Origin of the sequence: Marinobacterium sp. YM272, assembly GCF_050908845.1 — a bacterium.
Taxonomy (GTDB): domain Bacteria; phylum Pseudomonadota; class Gammaproteobacteria; order Pseudomonadales; family Balneatricaceae; genus Marinobacterium_D.
In genome coordinates this window covers 4,380,323-4,403,579 of sequence record NZ_CP194171.1, presented here as the reverse complement: position 1 = coordinate 4,403,579, position 23,257 = coordinate 4,380,323, and the positions used below count along the sequence as shown (strand labels likewise).

Sequence of the window (23,257 nt, the reverse complement as noted above, 5' to 3'; positions counted from 1 at the left end):
CCGGACGTATCCGGTACTTTCAGGCCTGAATCGCTTAGCGAAACATGGCGCTAATTGACTCCTCGTTGCAGACGCGGCGAACCGCTTCGGCAAGCATGGGAGCCAGGGTCAGCTGGCGAATCTTTTCGCAATTCGCTGCAGCATCGGAGAGCGGGATGGTGTCGGTCACAACCAGCTCATCCAACTCTGAATTCGCAATATTGCTGATCGCAGGGCCAGACAGTACCGGGTGGGTCACATAGGAAACCACGCGGGACGCGCCCTTGTCTTTCAGTGCCTTGGCGGCTTTGCACAGGGTACCGGCGGTATCGCACATGTCATCGACCAGGATGCAGGTACGGCCGGAAACGTCACCGATGATGTTCATCACCTGGGCTTCGTTGGCTTTCTCGCGACGCTTGTCGATGATCGCCAGGTCGCAGTCGAGCTGCTTGGCGACAGCGCGGGCACGGACTACACCGCCCACGTCAGGGGAGACAACGATCGGGTAGTCGTAGGTCTGGTCGAGAATGTCGTCGAGCAGTACCGGCGAGCCGTAAACGTTATCTACCGGGATATCGAAGAAGCCCTGAATCTGGTCGGCGTGCAGGTCGACCGTCATCACGCGGTCGATACCGACGTTGGAGATCATGCTGGCAACGACCTTGGCGCTGATCGGTACACGGGCGGAACGCGGACGGCGATCCTGGCGGGCGTAACCGAAGTAGGGGATGACCGCGGTGACACGGGTCGCCGATGCACGGCGGATGGCGTCAGCAAACACGATCAGTTCCATCAGGTTGTCGTTGGTCGGTGCGCAGGTGGACTGGATGATGAAAACATCCTTGCCACGCACGTTCTCCTGGATTTCGACACTGACTTCGCCATCGCTGAAGCGGGTGACATTGGCCTTGCCCAGCGGGATGTCCAGCCGCTCGACCACTTTCTGCGCCAGCGCAGGGTTAGCGTTGCCGGTGAAAACCATCATTTTAGACACGGCGCGTACCTTTTTGGTTGAGTCTGGGTTGGCGGACGAAGTCGCTGAAAGGGAGTCAGTCATCGATAACTTTATTTGGCAGGGGTAGCAGGATTCGAACCTGCGCATACTGGAATCAGAATCCAGTGCCTTACCGCTTGGCGATACCCCTGTATTCATGGCGGCACACCGCCGATCCAAGAAGGCGCGTATTTTCGGCAAACAGGTTGGGAAAATCAACCCCCGTTAGGGAAATTGAACGCAGGGAATCGGCGAACAGGTGATTTAATCAGGGTTGCCAGGTGCGAATCACCAGTTTGACACTCAGATCATTGTAGCTGAACTCCAGTTTGCCCGGCAGTGTCAGCGAGGGTGTGACGGGGGTCAGACGCTGAATTTCGACGCGCCAGCCGAGCTGCTCGAAGCCGGGCTGGGTGGGCAGGACGGTGTAGTCATAACCCGGTGCGGGGCGTCCCTGAACCCAGTAACGTGCCTGGCTGACCGGAAGATACCAGCCCAGCGCCTGGTACATCACCTCTTCCGGGCTGCTGCCGCGGTAAAGTTCATCCTCGCCGGCAACGCGCATCTCAACGCGGCTGTCATTACCGCTGATCAGGGCGCCGCCCTGACCCAGCGGACCGCTTAGGCGGATCTCGAAGGCGTCATCCTGCTGCGACCAGTCGATCGATGCCGAATCTGCGCTGTTGCCCTGGCGGATGCCGGCTCTGCCGGAGAACTGCCAGCTGTTATCGAGGCTGCCACGGAGTTCCTCTTCAGGGGGCTGTGTCGGTCCCTTTAGCGAGGAGCAGGCCGAGAGCAACAGGGCGATGGAGAGCAGCAGAAACCGTTTCACTGGCTGGCTCCGAGTTTGTCGGCCACCTGTTTAAGGTGATCGCTGTCGGGTGCGGCTTCCAGGTTTTTCTGCAGCAGCTCACGCGCCGCGTCTTTTTCACCCACTTTCCACAGCGCCTCGATCAGGTGGCTGGCTACCTCGGGATCGCCGGACGCGTCGTAGGCGCGGCGCAGAAAGTTCAGCGCTTCACGGTCGCGGTCGAGTTTGAGCAGCACCCAGCCCATGGAATCAAGCACGGCGGCATCGTTGGGGTGCTGTTCCAATGCCCGGGAGATCAGGTCGTGAGCACGTTCGTAATCCTCGGTATACAGGGTCAGCGAGTAGCCCAGCGCGTTCTGCAGCATGCCGTTGTCAGGCTCAAGGGCGATGGCCGTTTCCAGGTCTGACAGCATTCGCTCGGGGTCCTGGTCTTCCACCAGCAGTGCGTGGGTGTACAGCAGGCCCACATCGGCCGGGTCGCATTTGAGTGCATTGGTAACGATCTCAAGCGCCTCGGATTCCAGCCCCTGCTGCTGCAGCCAGTCCGCCTGGGTCAGGCGCAGGCGGTTGGTTATCGCCGGGTGGCGCTGGATCCCCTGATCGATGATCTGCTTTACCTCGTTGGCCTGTTCCGGCGTATCGAACAGGCCAACGGCGCGGGTGTAGGCCTGTTGCAGGTTCGGACCGTCGCTTACCGACAGGTAGCGGGTGAGTGCGTTTTCACCGTTGCCAGTAGCCTCATCGATGACGCCGAGATAGAAATTCAGATTGCTGTTGTGCGGGTCCCGCCCGGCCATATCGGTCAGAATGTTGCGGCTCGCTTCGTACTGCTCATGTTCCAGGGTCAGCAGAGCGAAGTAATAGTGCATCTGGGCGTCGTCAGGATGGCGGCTGATCAGCTCGTTGATCAGGTCAATGGCGGTTGCCGGGTCGCTCGCGATCAGCAGCTGTGCCTTCTGGAGCTGAAGCTGTTCCTGATCGGGGCTAGCCCGCAGTGCCTGCTCGGTCAGCGCCAGGGCGCGGTCGTATTCGCCGCGGGTGCGGTAGATATCGATCTTCTGCAGCAGCAGGTCGGGCTGGTCCGGTTCGATTGCCAGTCCCTCATCGATCAGCGCAAGCGCACCGTCTACATCGCCACTGCGACGTTTCAGCAGAGCACGGGTCAGCAGCAGGTCCAGGCGCTCGGGTTCGTTGGCGGAGTACCTGGCGAGCAGGGCTTCATAGCGTTGGGCGGACGCTGCGGACAGCTGCTGGCTTTTGCTGCCCAGCATCAGTACTGCTTCGGTACTGCCATCATCGAGAATGCTTTCCAGCACGGGCAGGGCTTCATCGAAGCGCTGCTCGCTGATCAGAATGTTGGCGCGGATATGGTCCGGTTCCTGCGGATCCGGGGACACTTCCGACCAGATGCTGGCGGCCTGGAGAACCGCTTCCGGGTTGCGCATGAACTGGGCGATGCGGGTAGCACGTTCGGCCACCCCGGGATCGCGGGTCTTTTCAGCCTGGCTCAGGTAGAACTCCAGCGCGGTATTGAACTCCTGGCGCTGGCCGGCGACCTCTGCAGCGAGCAACTCGTACACCGACTCCCGGTTCAGCTCGCCCGGGGTGTAGACCGGTTGCCCCGGCTGGTAATCGGTGCTCAGGCCGGCGTCGGCATCCCTGGCGCCCGGCGATGAAACACTGGCACAGCCACCGAGTAGCAGTGTGCCGATCAATAGTGCGAGCCCGGTAGTTCTCATTGCTGCTCTGATCCTTAAAGCTAAAGCGTCACTATAGTGGACAGGCGCCGGCGTTGGAAAGTTGCGCCCGGGTATGAGCATATCACCGTCCCTGTGAGGATCCTTGCCGGGCAGATTGAATGCTCTCTGCCCGGTATTGCCGGCTGAGTTCCGATCCAGGGTGGCTTAATCCATGGCGGTGAAAGGTGTATGATGTCGCGCTTGTTCAAATTGGGTAGTGCGAACCTCTATATATGGCGTTGCTGGCATTAGGGATCAACCACAAGACGGCTCCGGTCGAGGTGCGGGAGCGGGTGTCTTTTGCCCCCGAGCAGCTTGGCGAGGCGATGAGTGCCGCCCGTGATCACGCCAGTCTGCAGGAGGTGGCGATTCTCTCCACCTGCAACCGCACCGAACTCTACTGCGCCACGGAACTGACCGATATCCGCACGGTGCTCGAATGGATCGGCCGTTACCATGGCCTCGATCCGGCGGAGCTGGAACAGTGCAGCTATATCTACCGCGATGAAGAGGCGGTACGCCACATGATGCGTGTAGCCAGCGGGCTGGACTCACTGGTGCTGGGCGAGCCGCAGATCCTTGGGCAGCTGAAGAACGCGTTCAGCGTGTCGCAGCAGGCCGGCATGGTCGGTGCCGAGCTGGGACGCCTGTTCCAGCACACCTTCTCCATCGCCAAGCAGGTGCGCACCGAAACCGCTATCGGCCAGAACCCCGTTTCTGTCGCTTACGCGGCGGTGAGTCTGGCGGAGCACATTTTTGCCGATCTGGGCGAAAGTCATGCCCTGCTGATCGGTGCCGGCGAGACCATCGAGCTGGTGGCGCGTCACCTGAAACAGGCAGGCGTGCGCTCCATCACCGTGGCCAACCGTACCCTGGCGCGGGCCCATGCCCTGGCCGATGAGGTCGGCGGCGAGGCGATCGAGCTGTCGGCGATGCCGGATGCGCTGCCCAGGGCCGATATCCTGATCTCCTCCACCGCCAGCCAGCTGCCGATTCTTGGCAAAGGCGCCGTGGAAACCGCGCTGAAAAAGCGCAAGCACCGTCCCATGTTCATGGTCGATATCGCCGTGCCCCGGGATATCGAGCCCCAGGTGGCGGAGCTGGACGATGTTTATCTGTATACCGTCGATGACCTGACCGAGGTGATCGAGGAAAACCAGCGTAACCGCGAATCCGCCGCCGCTGACGCCGAAGCGATTATCGAAGCCGGCGCCCATGCGTTTCTGAGCCGCCTGCGCGAGCTCGAGGCGGTGGATACCCTCACCGCGCTGCGCGAGCAGGGCCAGGCGATCTGCGATGGCGAGCTTGAGAAAGCGATGAAACTGCTTGGCCAGGGACGCGATCCCGCCCAGGTGCTGCAACAGCTGGCCCGGGGAATTACCAACAAGATGCTGCACCAGCCCACGGTGCAGCTGCGCAAGGCCTCCTCCGAGGGGCGCACCGATCTGGCGGGGCTGGTCCAGGAACTCTACCAGCTCAGTCCGCCCGCCGAGCGCGATAACTGACAGGCTCCGTTAGATGAAAGACTCGATTAAAACCAAGCTCGAGAAGCTGAGTGAGCGCTATGAGGAACTGGCTGCGCTGCTCAGCGAGCCGGATGTAATCAGCGATCAGAACCGTTTTCGTGATTACTCCCGCGAATACTCGGAACTTGAGCCGGTGGTGAAGGCGTTTGGCGACTGGAACCAGGCCCAGGAGGATCTGGCCGAGGCGCAGCTGATGCTGGATGACTCCGATCCCGATCTTCGCGAGATGGCGAAGGAGGAGATCGATGCAGCGAAGGAGCAGAGCGAATCCCTCGAAGGCGAGCTTGAGATTCTGCTGCTACCGAAAGATCCCAACGATGGTCGCAACGTATTCCTTGAAATTCGCGCCGGTACCGGCGGCGACGAGGCGGCGATCTTCGCCGGCGACCTGTTCCGCATGTATTCGCGTTACGCCGAGGAATGTGGCTGGCGCGTGGAGGTGATCAGCGCCAGCGAGGGCGAGCATGGCGGCTACAAGGAGATCATCACCCGGGTGGCCGGCGAAGCGGTCTACTCGCGCCTGAAGTTCGAATCCGGCGCCCACCGTGTACAGCGTGTGCCGGAGACCGAATCCCAGGGCCGTATTCACACCTCCGCCTGCACCGTGGCGGTGATGCCGGAGATGGACGAAGCCGCTGCCATCGAGATCAACAAGGCCGATCTGCGTGTGGATACCTTCCGCGCCTCCGGGGCTGGTGGTCAGCACGTCAACAAAACCGACTCGGCGATCCGCATCACCCATATTCCTACCGGTGTGGTGGTGGAGTGCCAGGAGGAACGCTCCCAGCACAAGAACCGCGCCAAGGCGATGGGACTGCTGGCATCGCGCCTGCAGCAGGCGGAGATGGACAGGCACAACGCCGCCCAGGCCAGCACCCGCAAGAGTCTGGTTGGCTCCGGTGACCGCTCCGAGCGGATCCGTACCTACAACTTCCCCCAGGGGCGGGTTACCGATCACCGTATCAACCTGACGCTGTACAAGCTCGGTGAGGTGATGCAGGGCGACCTGGACGCCGTCATCGCTCCGCTGCTGCAGGAACACCAGGCGGAGCAGCTGGGTGAGCTCTCGGCCGAGGGCTGATTATGAGCGCTCCCCTGTCTCCTCTGTCGATCGATGCAGCGCTCGCCCTGGGCGCTGCCAGGATCGATTCCGACAGCGCCCGTCTCGATACCGAACTGCTACTCTGTCATCTGCTGGATAAGCCCCGCAGCTACCTGTTTACCTGGCCCGAGCGGACGCTGACCGATGCGCAGCAGACCGCGTTCATGGCGCTGCTGGAACGCCGCGTGGCCGGCGAGCCGGTGGCGCACCTGACCGGCCTGCGCGATTTCTGGACCCTTACGCTGGAGGTGACGGCGGACACGCTGATCCCGCGCGGTGATACCGAAGCCCTGGTGGAAGCGGCGCTGGAACTGCTGCCCGACGGTCCTTTCCGGGTGGCGGATCTGGGTACCGGCACCGGCGCTATAGCCCTGGCCCTGGCCAGCGAACGGCCCCACTGGCAGGTGATCGCCAGCGACTGGGTCGAGGCGGCGGCCGAGCTGGCAAAGCGCAACCGGGCGCGCAACGCCGTGCAAAACGTGGACGTTGTCACCGGCAGCTGGTGTGAGCCGCTGAGTGGCGAGTTCGATATGATTGTCTCCAATCCGCCCTATATCGAAGCGGATGATCCCCATCTGAGTCAGGGTGATGTGCGTTATGAGCCGTTGTCGGCGCTGGTGGCCGGCGAGTCCGGCCTGGCCGATATCCGCCTGATCGGCGAGCAGTGCCGCACAAAATTAAAGCCCGGTGGCTGGTTGCTGCTGGAACACGGCTACAATCAGGCTCAGAGTGTCGCCCGACTGCTGTCATCCCTGGGCTACAGCGATATCGGATTGATCCGGGATCTGGCCGGTCAGCCACGGGTGACCCGGGCACGCTGGCCCGGCTGAGCGACAATCCAGCTGAGAAACAACCCTGCCGAGAAACAATAACAGGAGCGTACAGGTGTTATCCGATCAACAACTGCTGAGATACAGCCGCCAGATTATGCTGCCGGAAGTGGAGATCGACGGCCAGGAGGCCTGGCTCAACAGCCGGGTGCTGATCGTCGGTCTGGGCGGTCTCGGCAGCCCGGCGTCGATCTACCTGGCGTCCGCCGGTGTCGGGCACCTGGTGCTGGTGGACGACGACCAGGTGGATCTGACCAACCTGCAACGCCAGATCGTTCATACCAGCGACCGTGTCGGTGAGGCAAAAGTCGAGTCGGCGAAACAGACGCTGAGCGCGCTGAACCCGGAGATCCGTATCGATACCCTGGCCGAGAGGCTGGAGGGCGATGCGCTGGCACGGCAGGTTGCGGCAGCGGATCTGGTGCTCGACTGTTCCGATAATTTCAGTACCCGCTTTGCCCTCAACCGGGTCTGCGTAGAGACCGGCACACCGCTGGTTTCAGGCGCGGCGATCCGATTCGATGGCCAGATCAGTGTGTTTGATTCCCGCGTCGAAGACGCGCCCTGCTATCAGTGCCTCTATGCTGAAGGCGAGGACGAGGAGCTCAGTTGTTCTGAGTCAGGCGTCTTTGCCCCGCTGGTCGGTATAGTGGGGGCGACACAGGCCGCCGAGGCGCTCAAGGTGTTGGCTGGTATCGGCGAGCCGCTGGTGGGCAAGCTGCTGATGCTCGATGCCCGCCGCATGGAGTGGCGCAGCCTCAAACTGCGCCGGGATCCAAAGTGTCCGGTCTGTAGTGGAAAATAGCTCTGGCAGATAACTGATAGGGATCGCGATCATGAGTAGTAACGAAAAAGCGCTGATCGAACGCTTGCAACGTGAAGTCAGTATGATTGCGCTGGTGGGTGCCAGCGACAAACCGCACCGGGCCAGTCATCGAGTGATGGAATTCCTGCTGCGCCACGGCTACAGCGTAGTGCCGGTGAACCCCAGGCTGGCGGGACAGAACCTGCTGGGCTGCCCGGTTGTGGCCAGCCTTGCCGATATCAGCGGCCCCATCGATATGGTGGATATCTTCCGTAACTCCGAGGATGCCGGCACGGTGGTGGATGAAGCGATCGCCGTTGGCGCGAAAGCGGTCTGGATGCAGCTTGGGGTGATTAACGAAGCTGCGGCGGAACGCGCCCGTGAAGCTGGTCTGGATGTGGTGATGGATCGCTGCCCCGCCATTGACTGGCACTGACTGCGTCTTGTGTTACAGAGCTGGGTCTTTAGCGCCCCAGCATCATCTCGCGGATCTTTTTGTCATCGGCACAGCGACGGGCGTAACTGCGCAGAGCGTCGCTGCACTGCACCTGGTCGAGTTCTGCTGGAAGCGGCGCGCCGGAGCTGATCAGATAGTTGACGCAGGCCTGGTCTTCACGCTCCAGCGCCCGGATAACAAGCACTTCTGTGTTCTCCAGTGTCGCACCGTGCTGGGTCAGACGGCTCAGATGCAGCATCAGTGTCTGCGGCTCGCAATGTTCGAAACACCACTCCAGCAGGCTGCGCTCGTCATGGCTGATGCTGGCGTCGAAGCCGGCCTGCAGCAGGGCGGTGATCAGTGCCAGGCTTTCACTCTCGTGCTGCAGTGAGCGCAGCAGGTAGGGGACCTGATCCCTATCCCGCTGTGAATGCTCTGGCAGCTGCTCTATCACCCAAAGCAGCGCGGCCGGTTGCCCCGCTTGCAGAGCGATCTCCAGCGCATTCAGATTATCCGTCAGCGGCTGTGTCAGCTGCTCCGGCGTGAACTTCTTCGCCAGCCGGTTCAGTGTTTCCCTGTCACCACTGCGCAGCGCATTAACCAGTTTGGCTGTCCGTGCATCTTTAAACAGCTTGAGCATGTCGGAGTCTCAGTTTTCAGGTATCAGATGATGCCGATAAAACGGACGATAAAGATACCGGTACTCAGTGTGACCACAGAGCCCAGGGTGGTGGTCAGGATAATGTTGGCGGCCAGCTGGGCGTTGGCGCCCATCGCTTTGGCCATCACAAAGCCGGCGGCCGCGCTGGGACAGCCGAACAGCACCATCATCATTACCATATCCTGCCCGGAGAAGCCGAACAGCCAGGCCAGCGGCACCAGAATCAGCGGCAGCAGTACCAGTTTGGTCAGCGTTGCCCAGAATGCGGTACTGGAGGTGCTTCGCAGGCTCTTCATATTGAGCGAGCCGCCGATCGTCAGTAGCGCCAGTGGCAGGGTGATATCGGCAAAATAGCGCGCCGTGCGCTCGGCGATATGCGGCAGCTCCAGGCCGAAATAGGAGAATGGCAGGGCGATAATAACCGCGATAATCAGCGGGTTGCGGATGATCTGGTAAGCCGTTTTCATTACATCCATGCCGCCGCTTTTCTGCAGCGGGACCGTCAGGCAGATGATCGCCAGCACGTTATACATGGGTATCACCAGCGCCAGTATCAGCGAAGCTTCGGCAAGCCCCGCCTGACCGAAGAGGTTGAAGCTGACCGCCAGGCCGATGATGCCGTAGTTGCTGCGAAAGGCGCCCTGGATAAACGAGGCCAGATCCTCCGGCGAGTCGATCCAGCGTTTACCCAGCCACCAGATCAGGCCGAAGGAGATTAGCGTGGCGACAAGGACGAACAGCAGCATCGCCGGGTTGAAGGTGGCGTGATAATCCATCCGGGCGATGGAGAGGAACACCAGCGTCGGCAGGGTCACCGTGAAAACGAAGCGGGAGCCCACGTTGACGAAGTTCTCGTTGAAGACTCCCATCCGGACCAGGAAATAGCCGATAAACATGATCAGGAAGATGGGGGCGACGATATTGCCGGTGAAGGCGAGTGTTTGCAGGTAGAGTTCCAACGCTAATCCCTTAGGTGCAGAGAGACGGGACGCTAGTGTACCTGAATCGGCCCTTGCGTATCAGTGCACCTCTGGCAGCGGCGTCAACAGTGGCGAGCTGTTCTTAGCGGTGAAGCTTGGGGTAATCGAACCACTGGGTCGTGCCGCAGCTCTCGGCCAGCTCACTCCAGCTCAGAACGTTCAGGATCAAATGCTGTACACAGGCGGTGGGAAAGTGCTGTGGCGCTGTGCCACTGAGGCAGGCGCCCAAATCGGCGATGCCCGGGTTGTGACCGACAAGCATCAGGCAGTTGCTGGAGTCCGGTTGTCCCTGCAGCAGGTTGAGCAGGGTTTCCCAGCAGGCTTGGTACATCTCCGGCACATCCTGGCAGTGCGATTCTGGCAGGTTCAGTGCTGATTTCAGTTCCCAGGCGGTGAGCGTGGTACGCAGGGCACTGCTGTATAGCAGCCGGTCGGGAATCAGCTCCCTGGTGCGAACACGCTCCGCCATGGCGGGCAGGTCTCGCTGCCCGCGTGGGTTAAGCGGCCGGTCGAAATCCGCCAGGTGTGTATGTTCCCAGCTCGATTTGGCGTGACGGATCAGAATTAACTGCTTCATGCTGCACACTCCGGGAAGGCAGGGCCCAGGGGGGGGCTATGAACAAGCCTTACAAGGTACTTGCTCATAGATTTCAGATCAGTATTGACCCCGATGCCGGGAAAGGCAATTCAGCGCGTTGAGCCCAGGCGTCTGAAAGATGTCAGGGAACCGCCGAAAAAGAACAGGCCCAGTCCGGCCAGCACCAGCGCCGAGCCCAGGTAAAGCTGCTCGCTCAGGGGCTCATCGTTAAGCAGGTGACCGAGCAGCAGGGCAAATACCGGTGTAATCAGGGTGACCAGGGCCACGGTGCTGGCGCTCAGGTGCTTGAGGACGAAGAAGTAGGAGACAAACCCCAGCAGCGAGCCGATCAGCGCGAGGTAGATGATCGACCAGAAGGAGCGGGAGGCGGGATCCAGTGGCTGCCAGTCGCCGCCAATCAACAGCCAGGTCACCAGATAGCAGGGGATCGACAGGATCAGTGCCCCGACGGTCTGAGCCAGCGGGTCGAGCTGGGCGCGCAGTTGCTTGACCAGTACTCCACTGACACTGAACAGGCTGACACCGAGAACCAGCAGCAGAATACCGGGCAGACTGCCGGGACCCAGTGCCACATCGTCCATGAAGATCACCGCCAGTCCCGCCAGGGCCAAGGCACAGGCGAGCCAGCGGTAGAGCGGGAACTGCTCGCTGCGAAACAACACCCGGGCAAACAGGGCCGAGAGTATCGGGGCGAGACCAAAAAGTACCGAAATCAGTCCGGAGGGGACATAGCGCGCGGCCAGGTAAACGCTGCACATGGCGCCATAAACGCCCAGGGTGGCACAGGCGTAAGAGCGCAATGCCTTTGCATGCAGTGGCAGTGCAACGCGGCGCACGGCGAGCAGCAGCAGTCCGGCGGTGGCGGCAAGTGCCATTCTCAGGCCGGCAGCGATGATCGGGTCCACGGTTTCACCGCTCCAGGCGATGGTCAGCGGAGAGGTGGACCAGATAATCACCACGGTGAGGTAAGCAGCAGGAATCAGCAACGGAGTATCCTTTCCCGGTTAGCGCTCAAAATCAAAAGGACCGCATCGATAATGCGGCCCCGGGGTGAGCATGGAGGTTGAGCGCCTGGGAGGCTTGGACTTATCTCCCGCAGCGGCGCGTTAACCAGTAGTCGAGGGACAGGGTACCAGCACCGCGCATCATCAGGAACAGCAGTGCGGTGGCCCAGATACCGTGGGTCGGGTAGGCGCCGGGATAAACAAACAGCTGGATTGTCAGTGTCATGATCAGTAGCGCCAGTGCCGAGAAGCGGGTGGCCAGACCCAGCAACAGCAGTACCGGGAACAGGTGCTCGGCGGTGGTGGCAAGGGTTGCCGCCAGCTCCACCGGAATCAGCGGCAGGGCGTACTCCTCACGAAACAGATAGAGTGTCGAGCCGGCGAAGTGCGGCCAGCCCAGTTCGAAGCGACCGTCGATAATATTGAGCGCGAAACCCTCGATCTTGGTCTGTCCCGAGATCCAGAAAATGGCTGCAAGGGAAAAACGCGCCACTAACTGAACCAGGTTTTCAGGAATACGGCCCAACAGTGCGTTGGCTTTAACGATCCCCTGGATAAGCGGGTTGCAGGCTGAACGGTTCATGGCGTCTCTCCTGTTAAACGCTGGCATCGATGCCGGTGATCGCGCCCTGGTGCAACAACAGCTGAATAACTGCCTCCAGGGCGGGGCTGCGACTGGACAGGGGAAGCGCTTCGCCGGCCAGCAAACGGCCAATCAGCCCTGCGGCTTCAGGCTCCAACGGGATCAGTTCCACTTCCAGCCCGGGCCTTAGAATCAGCGCCTGCTCCGGCTGATCCGGACGCACATCGGCCAGCTCCAGTAGCCCCTGGTGAGCCGCCCAGATCGATACCGCCGCGTAGCGGCTGGTGAACAGCGACATGGCTGGATGAAAACGCAGTCTCAGCGCCCGGCCCGGGTATTTCCCAAGTTGTGTTGCTAAGTCCTCACTATCCACGGCTGTTACGTCAGCTGCGTGCAATGCCTGCAGCCTCAGCCACTCAAGCTGTGCCACGTCCGCCAGAAATGGCAGCGAGTCCGCGGGCCTGAAAGAGGCGATAAAGGCGGGAAAGTCTGCGCCGTAATGCGCCAGTACCGGGCTTTCCGGCAGGTGGGCCGGGTCGCGCAGAAACTCCCGTGCCATGGCGCGGAAGAACGCAGTGCCAACCAGCTGCTGAACCACGGCAAAGGTGCTGGCCAGGGTGTCGACCAACGAGACAATGACGTTGTTGCGATAGACATCGAAACGCAGTGGGTCAGTCTGGCCGTGCCAGCTGGTGAGGCCATCGGGAGGTGGCTGCTCAGCGCAGAGCAGCGCCTGCTGAAAACTGCTTTCGGTTGTCATGACGCCACCTCCAGGGATGTCATCCTGAGCCGCTCCGCGGCGCGTTGTGCCTCCGCCACCAACGTCGTCAGGGGCGGCAGGTTGGCATCTCGTTCCAGCAGCGTGGCAACGGCCCCTGTCTGCTGCAGGGCGTAGTCATACAGTCTCCAGACCTCATCGGCCACCGGCGCATCATGGCTGTCGATCAGCAGCGGTGCGCCCTGGGCATCGCTGTCCCGGGCGAAGCCGGCCAGGTGGATTTCGCCAACCCGGTTGCAGGGCAGAGCGGAGATATACGCCTGGCTGCTGAAACCGTGATTGATCGCACTGACATAGACGTTGTTTACATCCAGCAGCAGGCCGCAGCCGGTGCGGCGGATCACCTCGCCGATAAACTCGGGCTCGGCATAGGTTGAGGCGCTGAACTGGACGTAGGTTGCCGGATTTTCCAGCAGCATCTGCAGGCCCAATCGCTCCTGCACCCGGTCCACATGGTCGCAGACCCTTTGCAGGCGCTCCCTGGTGTAGGGCAGTGGCAGCAGGTCGTTCATGAAATGACCGGCGTGGCTGGACCAGGCCAGATGCTCCGAAAAGCGTTCCGGCCGGTGACGCTCGATCAAGGTTTTCAGCCGGTCCAGATGGGCTTCATCCAGCGGTTCGCTGCCGCCGATGGAGAGTCCCACGCCGTGGACCGACAGTGCGTAGTGTTCGTGAATTTGCTGCAGGTAGTGGTGGAAGGGGCCGCCCGCCACCATGTAGTTCTCGGCATGGACCTCGACAAATCCAAGCGCCGGGCGGGTCTCCAGAAGCGGCGTGAAGTGTTCCGGCTTGAGTCCGATACCGGCGCTCACCGGCAGCGCACTGGGAGGTCTGGCCGGCAGCTTTATGCTCTGCGTTTGCTTGTTCATGGTCAAACCTCCCACTGTTGCCAGTCTTTCTGGCTTACGACATTTTCTCTTCAAAGGCTTCCATCTGGCCCATGCCGGTGGGCGAGGTGGGGGATGACATCTCGGTGCAGGTGCCGGCAGGCACCAGTTTGAAGGCGTTACCCTGGTAGTCTTTCTTCGCGGTACCGGCGCAGGTAGTGCCGGGGCCCGCTTTGCAGTCGTTCTGGCCCTTCAGAGAAACGCCGTAGCATTTCTCCATATCGCCACTTTTCTCCATGCCGTCGCTCGCGGCCGAAGCCTGGATGGAACTGAGGCTGAGCGCAGTACCCAGAGCCAGTGCAAAGGTCGTAGCAGTGGTAGTCTTAATAGACATGATCGTTCTCCGGTTTTTTGTGTGCGTTGGCTTTTGCAGCCGTTTCTTTTCGAGAAGAGAAACAGCACATCCTCTTCTTGCTGCGATAGTCGGCGCGGCAACGCATTCCTTACACGGAAAACGAAAAAACTTTTTCGCTGGGTAAAAACAGGACTCGCCCCCGCTATGGCCTTAAGACAGCGGGTGGCGAACAGGGGTGGTTACTTGGGAGAGGTGCCGGGATCCGGCGGCAGGTTGAGGAGGTGCGCCAGGTTGGCCGGGATCTCTTCTTCGGCCGGCTGATCGAAAAGGCGACCGAAACCGCTGATCTGGCCGCTAAAGCCAAGCAGTTGCAGGCTGTGCCAGGCGATCGCCTGGTTGCTGCTGACCACCGGCTTGCCCAGGCGTGCCTCGATCTGTGCGATCGCCAGGGAAGCACGCAGCGCGGTGCAGGAGATAAACAGCAGGTCCGCCAGCGGATCGCAGGCGGTCACGGCGGCGTCGACGATATCCAGCGGCGAGATGCCGGTCACCAGACGGTCGTCGGTGAACCCGAGTCCGGCGATACTGAGAACTTCGAAACCCCGAGCCGTGAACTGCTCTGCCAGTTCCAGGTTTACATCCTCGGTGTAGGGCGTCAGCAGGGAGATGCGGCGTGCATCCAAGGCGCGGCAGCCCTCAATGCCCGCCAAAAGCGGGTTGGTAACCGGCACGCCGGGGCGGGCCAACCTGATCAGGTCTTCGATCCGTTCCTGGCCTATGGCCACCGTGCCTGCCGTGCAGCCGTATACCATCACATCCAGTTTTATGCCCGGCAGGATCAGCTCCGCGGCACCGGTTATCCCAGGCGCCATGGCGCGCAGGTTTTCCAGCGTCATCGGGTTGTGATTGGCCACCCGGCTGGTGAATACCTCAACCCCGGCAGGGTAGAGGCGGCGCAGGTCCTGCTCGCTATTGAAGTCGGTGGACAGCGCCACCAGGCCGATACGGCCCAGGGGCGCGATCTCATCCAGTGGGCGTGAATGCTCAAGCAGTTGGCTGATCATGGCGTTCTCCCGCTTGGTGTTTGGCATAAAGCCGATAACAGAAGGGCGAGCAAGTGCCGTGCCGTGACGGCTGTTATCGTCTCAGAGGAACAGACGACAGCAACAAGAGCTGTATGAAAAATAGACTAAACAGTTGAATGTCGGTTCCTTTCACTCTGATTGATGAACCGGGTAATAGCTGAGCGATGGGGACGTTGGCGGGGATTGATCGGTTTCCGGGCGGATGAACTGCCCCTCTTTGGGGCCCGTTGCGCTATTTATCTGCGATCTGGATGGCAGGTAAAACAACAGATAGAGGGCGCCGGCTGGCGCCCTCTATCTGTTGTCAGGCAGGGGTTAATCCGGTTTTTTATCCTTGCTGCTGGATTCGGCATCCGTGTCATCGGCGCGACTTTCAGTCGTCTCGCCCGGCGTTGGGCTCTGCTTGTCTGCCTCTGCTGCCGTCACCTCTTCTGCAGCGGGCGTTTCTGCTGCCCCGTCAGTGTCAGTGACGCTGGCCTGCTCTTTGGCCTTGTGTTTTTCTTCCCAGTAACCGGGTTCATGCTCCTCCATGCCGATCATCTCACCACCCACCTCGATCTCCTCGCCGGCGGCAGAGAGGTCGCCATCGGGCTCTTTCTCTTTGGCGTCGTCGCCCCAGGCCTGGACCCACTCGTCGGGGAAAATATCCTCAATGGTGGGGCCGTTTTCCTCCTCGGTTTCATAACGCGGGTCGAATTCCTTGGAAATCTGGGTTTCCGGCATGGTGGCCACATAGTGCTCCTGCGCGGTAACCGGTAGCGGCGGCATCAGTTTCTGGCGGTGGCGCGCATAGATGGTCAGTCCGAGCAGCAGCGCCGCGAATCCCAGGAACATGGACTGCGGCTGGAAGGCTTCCATCAGCATGGAACCCGCCACCGGACCTATTATGCTGCCAACCCCGTAGGAGAGCATCAGTGCAGAGCTGGCCGCGACACGGGCACTACTGTCGATGCGGTCATTGGTCAACGCCACCGCCAGGGAATACACCATAGACAGGGTGCCGAGCAGCAGCGCCGAGAGCGCCAGGCGCAGGATAAACGCTTGATCCACGCTCACCACCATGCCGATACTCAGGAAGGTACCGGTCAGGGTGATCACCAGCATCACCTGGCTGCGCTGTAACCGGTCACAGACCCAGCCCAGAGGCCAGGCCAGTATCAGAGCCATTAATACGGATGCTGTCATCAGCTTGGATACTTCGGCGATGCTCATGTTGGTCAGGCTGCCGAACAGAGGCACCATTGAATAGAAAGCGCCGAGCAGGATGCCGCCAACGAAGGCAGAAGTGAGGCCCAGGGGCGCTTCCCGGTAGAGCGTCAACAGCGACATCTTGGGGCCAGGTTCCATATGCGGCGACTGCATGCGCGACAGGGACAGTGGAATGATCGCTGCCAGCAGCACCAGTGCGGCACCGGTGAAGGGCACCGAGCCCAGCGGTTCACTGTGACCCACGGTAAGCTGTGCCAGGGTTGAGGAGCCGTACGCCGCGATCTGGTACAGCGCGAAGAGTGTGCCGCGATTATTGTTTGTGGCGACGGCGCTGAACCAGCTTTCGATGATGACATACAGCGCCGCGGCGGTGATGCCGCCGACAAAACGCAGCAGTGCCCAGAAGTAGACGGAATCGAGCAGTGGATAGCTGATCGATGCCATGGCCGTCAGCGATGCCATGGCCGCAAAGGTACGGATGTGGCCAACCTTGGCCACCATGTTCGTTGCATAGTGGGAGCCGATGGCAAAGCCAATGGCGTAGGCCACCATGACGAAACCGACCTGGGTCGGCGGCACACCCTCGGCACCCAGACGGATACCCAGGTAAGTCAGCAGGTAGGCGTTACCGCCGATAACCAGCATCAGGCTGATAAAGAGAGCAGCCAGGGAGATAACTATCAGTCGCACAGGTGACTCCATCCAAACAGCGGGTAGTCGGCATGCCGGCTGGCGCGCCGTTATCCCTCACAAAAATGCGGTTACAGTCTAGCAATTAAGCCTGCCATGGAAACCCCGCCAGAGCAGCGGGTGCAGGCGATAGGCTGCCGAGCAGTATCGCCTGTGAATGTAACGGTTAAGTCGCGCCGTTCAAAGAAAATAAAGCGGTGCCGTCATGACCGGCACCGCCCTGATAGCGTCGCTCTGGTTAGCGTGTAGAGTCAGCCGCCGAGGTAGGCTTTGCTGATTGAATCATCCTGCAGCAGAGCGGCTCCCGTATCGCTCATCACCACACGGCCGTTCTCCAGAACATAGCCGCGATCGGCTATCTTCAGGGCCTGGTGAGCGTTCTGCTCTACCAGGAATATCGTTACCCCCTCATCGCGCAGCTGTTCGATGATGCCGAAGATCTGCTGGATGATGATCGGTGCCAGACCCAGTGAGGGCTCATCGAGCAGCAGTAGCCGTGGGTGGCTCATCAGTGCCCGGCCGATCGCCAGCATCTGCTGTTCGCCGCCGGACATGGTACCGCCACGCTGGTGGTAGCGTTCCTGCAGGCGCGGGAACAGCTGCAGCACATGATCCCGCTGCGCCTCGTAACTGGCCTTGTCGCTGAAGTAGGCACCCATGTGCAGGTTTTCCGCCACGGTCAGACCGGGGAAGATGCGCCGACCCTCAGGTACCACGGCCAGCCCCTTGCGCATGATCATCGAGGTGGGCTGCTTCTCGATCGCCTCACCTTCGAATTCGATGCTGCCGGAGGAGGCCTGGGGCGAGCCGCAGACGGTCATCATCAGCGTACTCTTGCCGGCGCCGTTGGCACCGATCAGGGTGACGATCTCGCCCTGGTTTACATCGATAGATACATCGTGAAGTGCCTGGACCTGGCCGTAGTGAGTATTCACATTTCTGAGTTTCAGCATGCTCAGCCCTCCCCTAGGTACGCTTTGATAACATCGGGATGGTTCTTGATCTCTTCTGCGCTGCCGTCCGCCAGGGGCGTGCCCTGGGCGATCACGTAGATATGATCCGAGATACCCATCACCAGGCTCATATCGTGCTCGATCAGCAGCACCGATATTTCGTGCTCGTCGCGCAGTCGGATGATCAGCTCATCCAGCTCCCTGGTCTCTTTGGGGTTAAGGCCGGCCGCCGGCTCGTCGAGCAGCAGCAGTTGCGGCTGGGTCGACATGCAGCGGGCGATCTCGAGCTTGCGCTGCTGACCGTAGGCCAGGTAGCCCGCCTCGCGGTTGGCGTGCTCCAGCAGGTTGACCTCTTCGAGCCAGTAGATCGCCCGGTCCATCGCTTCCTTTTCCAGGCGGCGGTAGCTGGGCGTCTTGAACATGCCGGAGAACAGGTTGGTGTTCAGATGGCGGTGCTGGGCCACCAGCATGTTCTCGATCACCGTCATGCGCTTGAACAGGCGTACATGCTGGAAGGTGCGTACCAGCCCCTTACGGGAGATCTGGAAATCCTTCAGCCCGGCCAGTTGCTGCCCGTTGAACAGTACGCTGCCATCGGTGGGGATATAAAAGCCGGACAGGCAGTTGAACACCGTGGTTTTGCCGGCGCCGTTGGGGCCGATAACGGAGACGATCTGACGGTTTTTGACCTTCAGATTGACCTCGTTAACCGCGAGCAGACCACCGAAACGCATGGTCAGCTCGTTAACATCAAGCAGTAACTGACTCATTGTTGTTTCAACTCCAGGTGGGGACGCTTCATCGGTACCAGGCCCTGGGGACGCCAGCGCATCATCAGCACCATCAGGAGGCCGAACATCAGCATGCGGTACTCGGAGAACTCACGGGCCAGCTCCGGCAGAATCGTCATCACGATCGCCGCGCAGATAACACCCACCTGGGAACCCATGCCGCCGAGCACCACGATCGCCAGGATGATTGCCGATTCGATAAAGATGAACGATTCCGGGCTGATAAAGCCCTGGCGAGCGGCAAAGAAACAGCCGGCAAAGCCTGCGGTGGAGGCGCCCAGCGTAAACGCCGACAGCTTGATCACGGTGCGGTTCAGGCCCAGGGAGCGGCAGGCGATCTCATCCTCGCGCAGCGCCTCCCAGGCACGGCCGATCGGCATCCGCATCAGGCGGTTGATCAGGTAAAGCACGATCAATACCAGTACCACGGCGATCAGGTAGAGGAAAACCACCTTCTGGCTGCTGGCGTAGTCGATACCGAAAAACTCGTGGAAGGTCTGGGCATCCTCGCTGGCGCGGCGGCTGAACTCCAGGCCAAACAACGTTGGTTTCTCGATACCGGAGATGCCGTTGGGGCCGCCGGTGAGACCGGTCCAGTTGTTCAGCAGGATACGGATGATCTCACCGAAACCTAGCGTCACGATCGCCAGGTAGTCACCGCGCAGACGCAGTACCGGGAAGCCGAGCAGGAAGCCGAAGGTGGCAGCCAGCAGCGCCGCGATCGGCAGGCAGGCCCAGAACGAAAAGCCGAAATACTCCGACAGCAGGGCGTAGGTATAGGCTCCCACCGCATAGAAGGCCACATAACCCAGGTCGAGTAGACCAGCGAGGCCGACAACGATGTTAAGGCCCAGACCCAGCATGATGTAGATCAGCGTCAGGGTGGCCAGGTCCACCGCGCCGCGGGAGGCCATAAAGGGCCAGATCAGCATGCCGAGGATCAGTGCCGCCAGTGCCCAGGGCTTGATCACCCGCCACTTGGACTCTTCCGGCTTGAGTGCGCTCAGGTTCGGTTTGGGGATGCGGCCGAAAAACGCATCGATCCGGGCCGAGAACAGCTGGACGACAAACACCAGTGCGATACCGGCGCCGATCCAGGTCCAGCGTTCGGCGTCGGCCCCCCGGACCGTCAGCGTAGTACCCTCGGTACCGAGTTCGACGCCGAGCATCAGGCAGGTCAGCACAAAGGTGATACCCGCTGCGAAAACCGCGTTATACAGAGATCCGTGCATCAGACTTTCTCCACCTCCGGTTTACCCAGAATACCGGTGGGCCGGAACAGCAGGATCAGTACCAGCAGCCCGAACGAGACCACATCCTTGTATTCGGACGGGAAGTAAGCCGCGGTCAGGGCCTCGGTGACGCCAAGAATCAGGCCACCGAGCATCGCCCCGGGGATCGAACCGATACCGCCGAGCACCGCGGCCGTAAATGCTTTCAGGCCGGCGATAAAACCGACGAACGGATTGACCACGCCGTAGTAGAGGCCGAGCAAGAGACCTGCGATGGCGGCCAGTGCGGCGCCGATCACAAAGGTCATGGCGATAATGCGGTTGGTATCGATGCCCAGCAGGTTGGTCATTCCCAGATCTTCGGCGCAGGCGCGACAGGCGCGGCCCATGCGGGAGCGGGAGATGAACAGGGTCAGCAGCGTCATCGAGACCAGGGTGACCAGCCAGATCAGCATCTGCATCCAGGAGATGGTGACCTCGAAGGTCTCCAGCGAGCCGAATTCCAGCATGCTGCCGGAGATCAGCGGTGCCATGGCGATATCGCGGGATCCCTGGGCCAGAACCACATAGTTCTGCAGGAACACCGACATACCGATGGCGGAGATCAGTGCGATCAGGCGGTTTGAGCCGCGCAGCGGCCGGTAGGCGACCCGTTCTATCGCCCAGCCATAGCTGCTGGCCACGAGCATGGCCACAAGCATGGCGATGAACAGCACCACCGGCAGGGCGATATGTCCCATCGCGAGCAGACCGGTGATGACGATAAAGGAGATATAGGAACCGATCATGTAGATCTCGCCATGGGCGAAATTGATCATTCCGATGATGCCGTACACCATGGTGTAGCCGATGGCGATCAGGGCATAGGTTGAGCCGATGGTCAGTCCATTGATTATCTGCTGCAGGAGGTAGAGGCTGGCTTCAGTCATCGCGGCTTACCAGTGAAACAGGGAATACCCCTGGCACCGGATGATGCCAGGGGTATTGGGTTCAGAGAGAAAAGAGCGGCCTTACTGGGCCGCTGTCTTGGAACCGTCTGCGTGCAGTTGGTACACGAGGAAGGTGGACTCGGTCAGGTCGCCCTTGTCGTCGTACTTGACGTGACCGATGGCGGTATCGAAATCATTGGCGCTGATGTACTCGGCCATCGCCATCGGATCGGTGCTGTCGATCGCCGCGATGGTGTCAGCCATGATCTGCACCGCCGCGTAGGCCGGGAACACGAACGGACCGGTCGGGTCCAGGCCTTTCTCTTCGATGGCCGCTACGCGCTCGGCGTTTTCCGGGTTCTGGTCGAAGCTTTTCGGTGCAGTGGCCAGCACGCCTTCGGTGGCGTCGCCGGCGATCTTCGCCAGGTCGGAGTTGACGATACCCTCAGGGCCCATGAACTGGGCTTCGAAGCCTTTTTCCTTGCTCTGGCGCAGAATCAGGCCCAGCTCCGGGTGGTAGCCGCCGTAGTAGACGAAATCCACGTCGGCTTTCTGCAGCTTGGCGATCAGCGCTGAGAAGTCCTTGTCACCGGCGGTGACACCTTCAAACATCACCGGCTCAATGCCGGCGTCGACCAGAGCGTCGCGCACGGTGGTGGCCAGGCCTTCACCGTACTGCTGCTTGTCATGGATAACCGCGACGCGCTCAGGCTTCACCGTACCGCTGATGTAATCCGCCGCCAGTGTGCCCTGCAGGCTATCCAGGCCGATGGTTCGGAAGATCGTGTCGTAGCCTTTTTCGGTGATGCTCGGCGAGGTGGAAGCCGCCGTGATCATCAGGATGCCTTCCTCGTAGTAGATATCGGAGGCAGGTTCCGTGGAGCTGGAGCAGAGATGACCCACCACGTGGGTGATGCCGTCGTTGACGATCTTGTTGGCCACGGCCACGGCCTGTTTCGGATCGCAGGCGTCGTCGTAGATCACGCCTTCCACGTCCATGCCGTTGATGCCGCCATTGGCGTTGAAGTAGTCGATTGCCGCTTCGACGCCGATCTTCTGCATATCGCCGTACTGGGCAACCGGGCCGGTGGCCGGGCCTGCCAGTGCAATCTTCAGTGTTTCCGCCTGCGCAGTACCGGCAATAGCCAGTGCGGCTGCGGTTGCCAACAGGGTTTTGCTGAAGCCTTTCATCGTAATCGCCATGTTGTCTCCCCTCAGTCCATCTTTTTTTGATCCGGTGAAGAATCGTTCAATGGTTCACTTTCATCCGATATTACACAGAAGGTTTTCGTCGGTACAGGCAGGTTTTCAGGAAAAAACGCCTAAAATCAGTGATTCGCGTCACCTTCGTGCAGGCGGGTCATTTTCTCCTGCAACAGGTTGATAAACAGATCCCTGGCCTTGTTGGCCCGGGATGACTTGCGCACGATGGCGCACAGATCCAGATCGTAACAGTTGAGCTGCGGCTTCAGTGGGCGCAGCTCGCCAGCCTCGGTTTCGCTGGCCACGTAGTACTCCGGCAGGAAGCCCAGATAGCGGCCGGAGCGGATCAGTGCGAGTCGGGTTTCATAATAGTAGGCGGTGGCGCGCAGCTCCTTGTTGGCAATCATGCTCGCCGCACCCTGGTGTGGCTTCAGGCCTGCCTGGATAAAAGGATAGCTGTCGATCATGGCGTCGCTAATCTCCTCGTCCGGGATATCGAACAGTGGGTGGCTGCGGTGGCAGTAGACGCGGCAGGTATCGGTGAACAGATGCAGATAATTCAGGCCGTCGATATTGTGGTGGCGGGGGACAAAGCCCACCTCGGCTTCCTCGTTGATCACCATCTGCTCGATCTCTGCCATGGAGGCCACATCGACGGTGATATAGACATCGGGCGCCCGTTCGCTGACCTCGCTGATCAGATCCGACAGGCCGAGACGGGAGTCGCCGCTGACGGTGTCTGAAAAGATCAGCCGCAGATCGCCTGACAGGGTGGCGTTGAGGTTGTTCACCGTAGCCCGGAACTCCTCGAGCGAACCAAACAGGTTCTTGGCCGATTCGTAGATGATCCTGCCCTCTTCGGTGAGGGAGAAGCCGGAGCGGCCGCGGTGGCAAAGCTTCAGATTCAGCCGTGCTTCCAGGTTGGCGATATGGATGCTGATGGTGGAGCGGGTGATGTTGAGCTCGGTTTCCGCCGCGGAAAAACCACCGCATTGAACCACGGTGGCGAATACGCGGAGCTGCTTTATTTCGAAGTCGCCAACCTGTCCAAGCCAGTATTTGCGTGAGTTCATGCCTGTGCCGATCCTGAAAACCCTGAGCATTGAATGGTAATAAAAGCCGATCGCTTACCCAATAGCCATTTGGGAGGACGC

Annotated in this window: 24 protein-coding genes and 1 tRNA gene; 5 read left to right on the top strand and 20 right to left on the bottom strand. The window is 60.6% G+C overall.

Annotated features, from left to right (window positions below):
• Positions 1 to 34 precede the first annotated feature (34 nt).
• From ACQUQP_RS19785 to ACQUQP_RS19770, 4 genes are all read right to left on the bottom strand, one after another.
• The gene (locus ACQUQP_RS19785) at positions 35 to 976 is read right to left on the bottom strand and encodes a ribose-phosphate pyrophosphokinase (RefSeq protein ID WP_432696747.1); all 942 of its coding nucleotides are present in this window, start codon (positions 974 to 976) and stop codon (positions 35 to 37) included.
• A 76-nt stretch (positions 977 to 1,052) separates the two neighbouring features.
• A tRNA-Gln gene (locus ACQUQP_RS19780) sits at positions 1,053 to 1,127 on the bottom strand.
• A 117-nt stretch (positions 1,128 to 1,244) separates the two neighbouring features.
• Positions 1,245 to 1,808, bottom strand: coding sequence for a lipoprotein insertase outer membrane protein LolB (lolB, locus tag ACQUQP_RS19775; protein ID WP_432696746.1), 564 nt, complete (start codon positions 1,806 to 1,808; stop codon positions 1,245 to 1,247).
• On the bottom strand, positions 1,805 to 3,526 hold the full coding sequence (locus ACQUQP_RS19770) for a tetratricopeptide repeat protein (RefSeq protein ID WP_432696745.1): 1,722 nt from the start codon (positions 3,524 to 3,526) through the stop codon (positions 1,805 to 1,807). The genes lolB and ACQUQP_RS19770 overlap by 4 nt, the downstream gene beginning before the upstream one ends.
• A 233-nt stretch (positions 3,527 to 3,759) precedes the next feature.
• Between ACQUQP_RS19770 and hemA the strand changes: the two genes are divergently transcribed.
• Genes hemA through ACQUQP_RS19745 form a run of 5 tightly spaced genes read left to right on the top strand, consistent with a single transcriptional unit; the run spans position 3,760 to position 8,225 of the window.
• The gene (hemA, locus tag ACQUQP_RS19765) at positions 3,760 to 5,031 is read left to right on the top strand and encodes a glutamyl-tRNA reductase (RefSeq protein ID WP_432696744.1); all 1,272 of its coding nucleotides are present in this window, start codon (positions 3,760 to 3,762) and stop codon (positions 5,029 to 5,031) included.
• Between the two features lie 13 nt (positions 5,032 to 5,044).
• Positions 5,045 to 6,133, top strand: coding sequence for a peptide chain release factor 1 (prfA, locus tag ACQUQP_RS19760; RefSeq protein ID WP_432696743.1), 1,089 nt, complete (start codon positions 5,045 to 5,047; stop codon positions 6,131 to 6,133).
• Between the two features lie 2 nt (positions 6,134 to 6,135).
• Positions 6,136 to 6,984: a peptide chain release factor N(5)-glutamine methyltransferase gene (gene prmC, locus ACQUQP_RS19755; protein ID WP_432696742.1), complete on the top strand. Its 849-nt coding sequence runs from the start codon at positions 6,136 to 6,138 to the stop codon at positions 6,982 to 6,984.
• Between the two features lie 55 nt (positions 6,985 to 7,039).
• A complete protein-coding gene (locus ACQUQP_RS19750) occupies positions 7,040 to 7,789 on the top strand; it encodes a molybdopterin-synthase adenylyltransferase MoeB (protein WP_432696741.1) in 750 nt (249 codons plus the stop codon).
• A gap of 31 nt (positions 7,790 to 7,820) precedes the next feature.
• On the top strand, positions 7,821 to 8,225 hold the full coding sequence (locus ACQUQP_RS19745; RefSeq protein WP_432696740.1) for a CoA-binding protein: 405 nt from the start codon (positions 7,821 to 7,823) through the stop codon (positions 8,223 to 8,225).
• Between the two features lie 28 nt (positions 8,226 to 8,253).
• Here ACQUQP_RS19745 and ACQUQP_RS19740 read toward each other — a convergent pair whose 3' ends face one another.
• The 16 genes from ACQUQP_RS19740 to ACQUQP_RS19665 form a co-directional block, all read right to left on the bottom strand.
• A complete protein-coding gene (locus ACQUQP_RS19740; protein WP_432696739.1) occupies positions 8,254 to 8,865 on the bottom strand; it encodes a hypothetical protein in 612 nt (203 codons plus the stop codon).
• Between the two features lie 23 nt (positions 8,866 to 8,888).
• Positions 8,889 to 9,845 (bottom strand): AEC family transporter, encoded by a 957-nt coding sequence (locus tag ACQUQP_RS19735; protein WP_432696738.1) that lies wholly within the window; start codon positions 9,843 to 9,845, stop codon positions 8,889 to 8,891.
• Between the two features lie 103 nt (positions 9,846 to 9,948).
• Positions 9,949 to 10,443, bottom strand: coding sequence for a SixA phosphatase family protein (locus ACQUQP_RS19730; protein ID WP_432696737.1), 495 nt, complete (start codon positions 10,441 to 10,443; stop codon positions 9,949 to 9,951).
• 110 nt (positions 10,444 to 10,553) lie between these two features.
• Positions 10,554 to 11,450, bottom strand: a complete 897-nt coding sequence (locus tag ACQUQP_RS19725) for a DMT family transporter (protein WP_432696736.1) — start codon at positions 11,448 to 11,450, stop codon at positions 10,554 to 10,556.
• 100 nt (positions 11,451 to 11,550) lie between these two features.
• Positions 11,551 to 12,051, bottom strand: coding sequence for a DoxX family protein (locus ACQUQP_RS19720; protein WP_432696735.1), 501 nt, complete (start codon positions 12,049 to 12,051; stop codon positions 11,551 to 11,553).
• 13 nt (positions 12,052 to 12,064) lie between these two features.
• Positions 12,065 to 12,811: an HvfC/BufC N-terminal domain-containing protein gene (locus ACQUQP_RS19715; protein WP_432696734.1), complete on the bottom strand. Its 747-nt coding sequence runs from the start codon at positions 12,809 to 12,811 to the stop codon at positions 12,065 to 12,067.
• Entirely contained in the window at positions 12,808 to 13,698 is an 891-nt protein-coding gene (bufB, locus tag ACQUQP_RS19710) for an MNIO family bufferin maturase (protein ID WP_432696733.1), read from the bottom strand. Before bufB ends, ACQUQP_RS19715 begins: the two co-directional genes overlap by 4 nt.
• A 34-nt stretch (positions 13,699 to 13,732) precedes the next feature.
• Positions 13,733 to 14,050, bottom strand: a complete 318-nt coding sequence (locus tag ACQUQP_RS19705; protein WP_432696732.1) for a BufA1 family periplasmic bufferin-type metallophore — start codon at positions 14,048 to 14,050, stop codon at positions 13,733 to 13,735.
• Between the two features lie 200 nt (positions 14,051 to 14,250).
• Complete coding sequence (locus ACQUQP_RS19700; protein ID WP_432696731.1) at positions 14,251 to 15,075, bottom strand: maleate cis-trans isomerase family protein; 825 nt, start codon at positions 15,073 to 15,075, stop codon at positions 14,251 to 14,253.
• Positions 15,076 to 15,411: 336 nt separating this feature from the next.
• Complete coding sequence (locus ACQUQP_RS19695) at positions 15,412 to 16,995, bottom strand: MFS transporter (protein ID WP_432696730.1); 1,584 nt, start codon at positions 16,993 to 16,995, stop codon at positions 15,412 to 15,414.
• 251 nt (positions 16,996 to 17,246) lie between these two features.
• Positions 17,247 to 17,948: an ABC transporter ATP-binding protein gene (locus ACQUQP_RS19690; RefSeq protein WP_432696729.1), complete on the bottom strand. Its 702-nt coding sequence runs from the start codon at positions 17,946 to 17,948 to the stop codon at positions 17,247 to 17,249.
• A gap of 2 nt (positions 17,949 to 17,950) precedes the next feature.
• Positions 17,951 to 18,718 (bottom strand): high-affinity branched-chain amino acid ABC transporter ATP-binding protein LivG, encoded by a 768-nt coding sequence (gene livG, locus ACQUQP_RS19685; RefSeq protein WP_432696728.1) that lies wholly within the window; start codon positions 18,716 to 18,718, stop codon positions 17,951 to 17,953.
• The gene (locus ACQUQP_RS19680; protein WP_432696727.1) at positions 18,715 to 19,971 is read right to left on the bottom strand and encodes a high-affinity branched-chain amino acid ABC transporter permease LivM; all 1,257 of its coding nucleotides are present in this window, start codon (positions 19,969 to 19,971) and stop codon (positions 18,715 to 18,717) included. Before ACQUQP_RS19680 ends, livG begins: the two co-directional genes overlap by 4 nt.
• Positions 19,971 to 20,900, bottom strand: a complete 930-nt coding sequence (livH, locus tag ACQUQP_RS19675; RefSeq protein ID WP_432696726.1) for a high-affinity branched-chain amino acid ABC transporter permease LivH — start codon at positions 20,898 to 20,900, stop codon at positions 19,971 to 19,973. Before livH ends, ACQUQP_RS19680 begins: the two co-directional genes overlap by 1 nt.
• 81 nt (positions 20,901 to 20,981) lie before the next feature.
• A complete protein-coding gene (locus ACQUQP_RS19670; RefSeq protein WP_432696725.1) occupies positions 20,982 to 22,103 on the bottom strand; it encodes a high-affinity branched-chain amino acid ABC transporter substrate-binding protein in 1,122 nt (373 codons plus the stop codon).
• Positions 22,104 to 22,228: 125 nt separating this feature from the next.
• A complete protein-coding gene (locus ACQUQP_RS19665; RefSeq protein ID WP_432696724.1) occupies positions 22,229 to 23,176 on the bottom strand; it encodes a LysR family transcriptional regulator in 948 nt (315 codons plus the stop codon).
• Between the last annotated feature and the right edge of the window lie 81 nt (positions 23,177 to 23,257).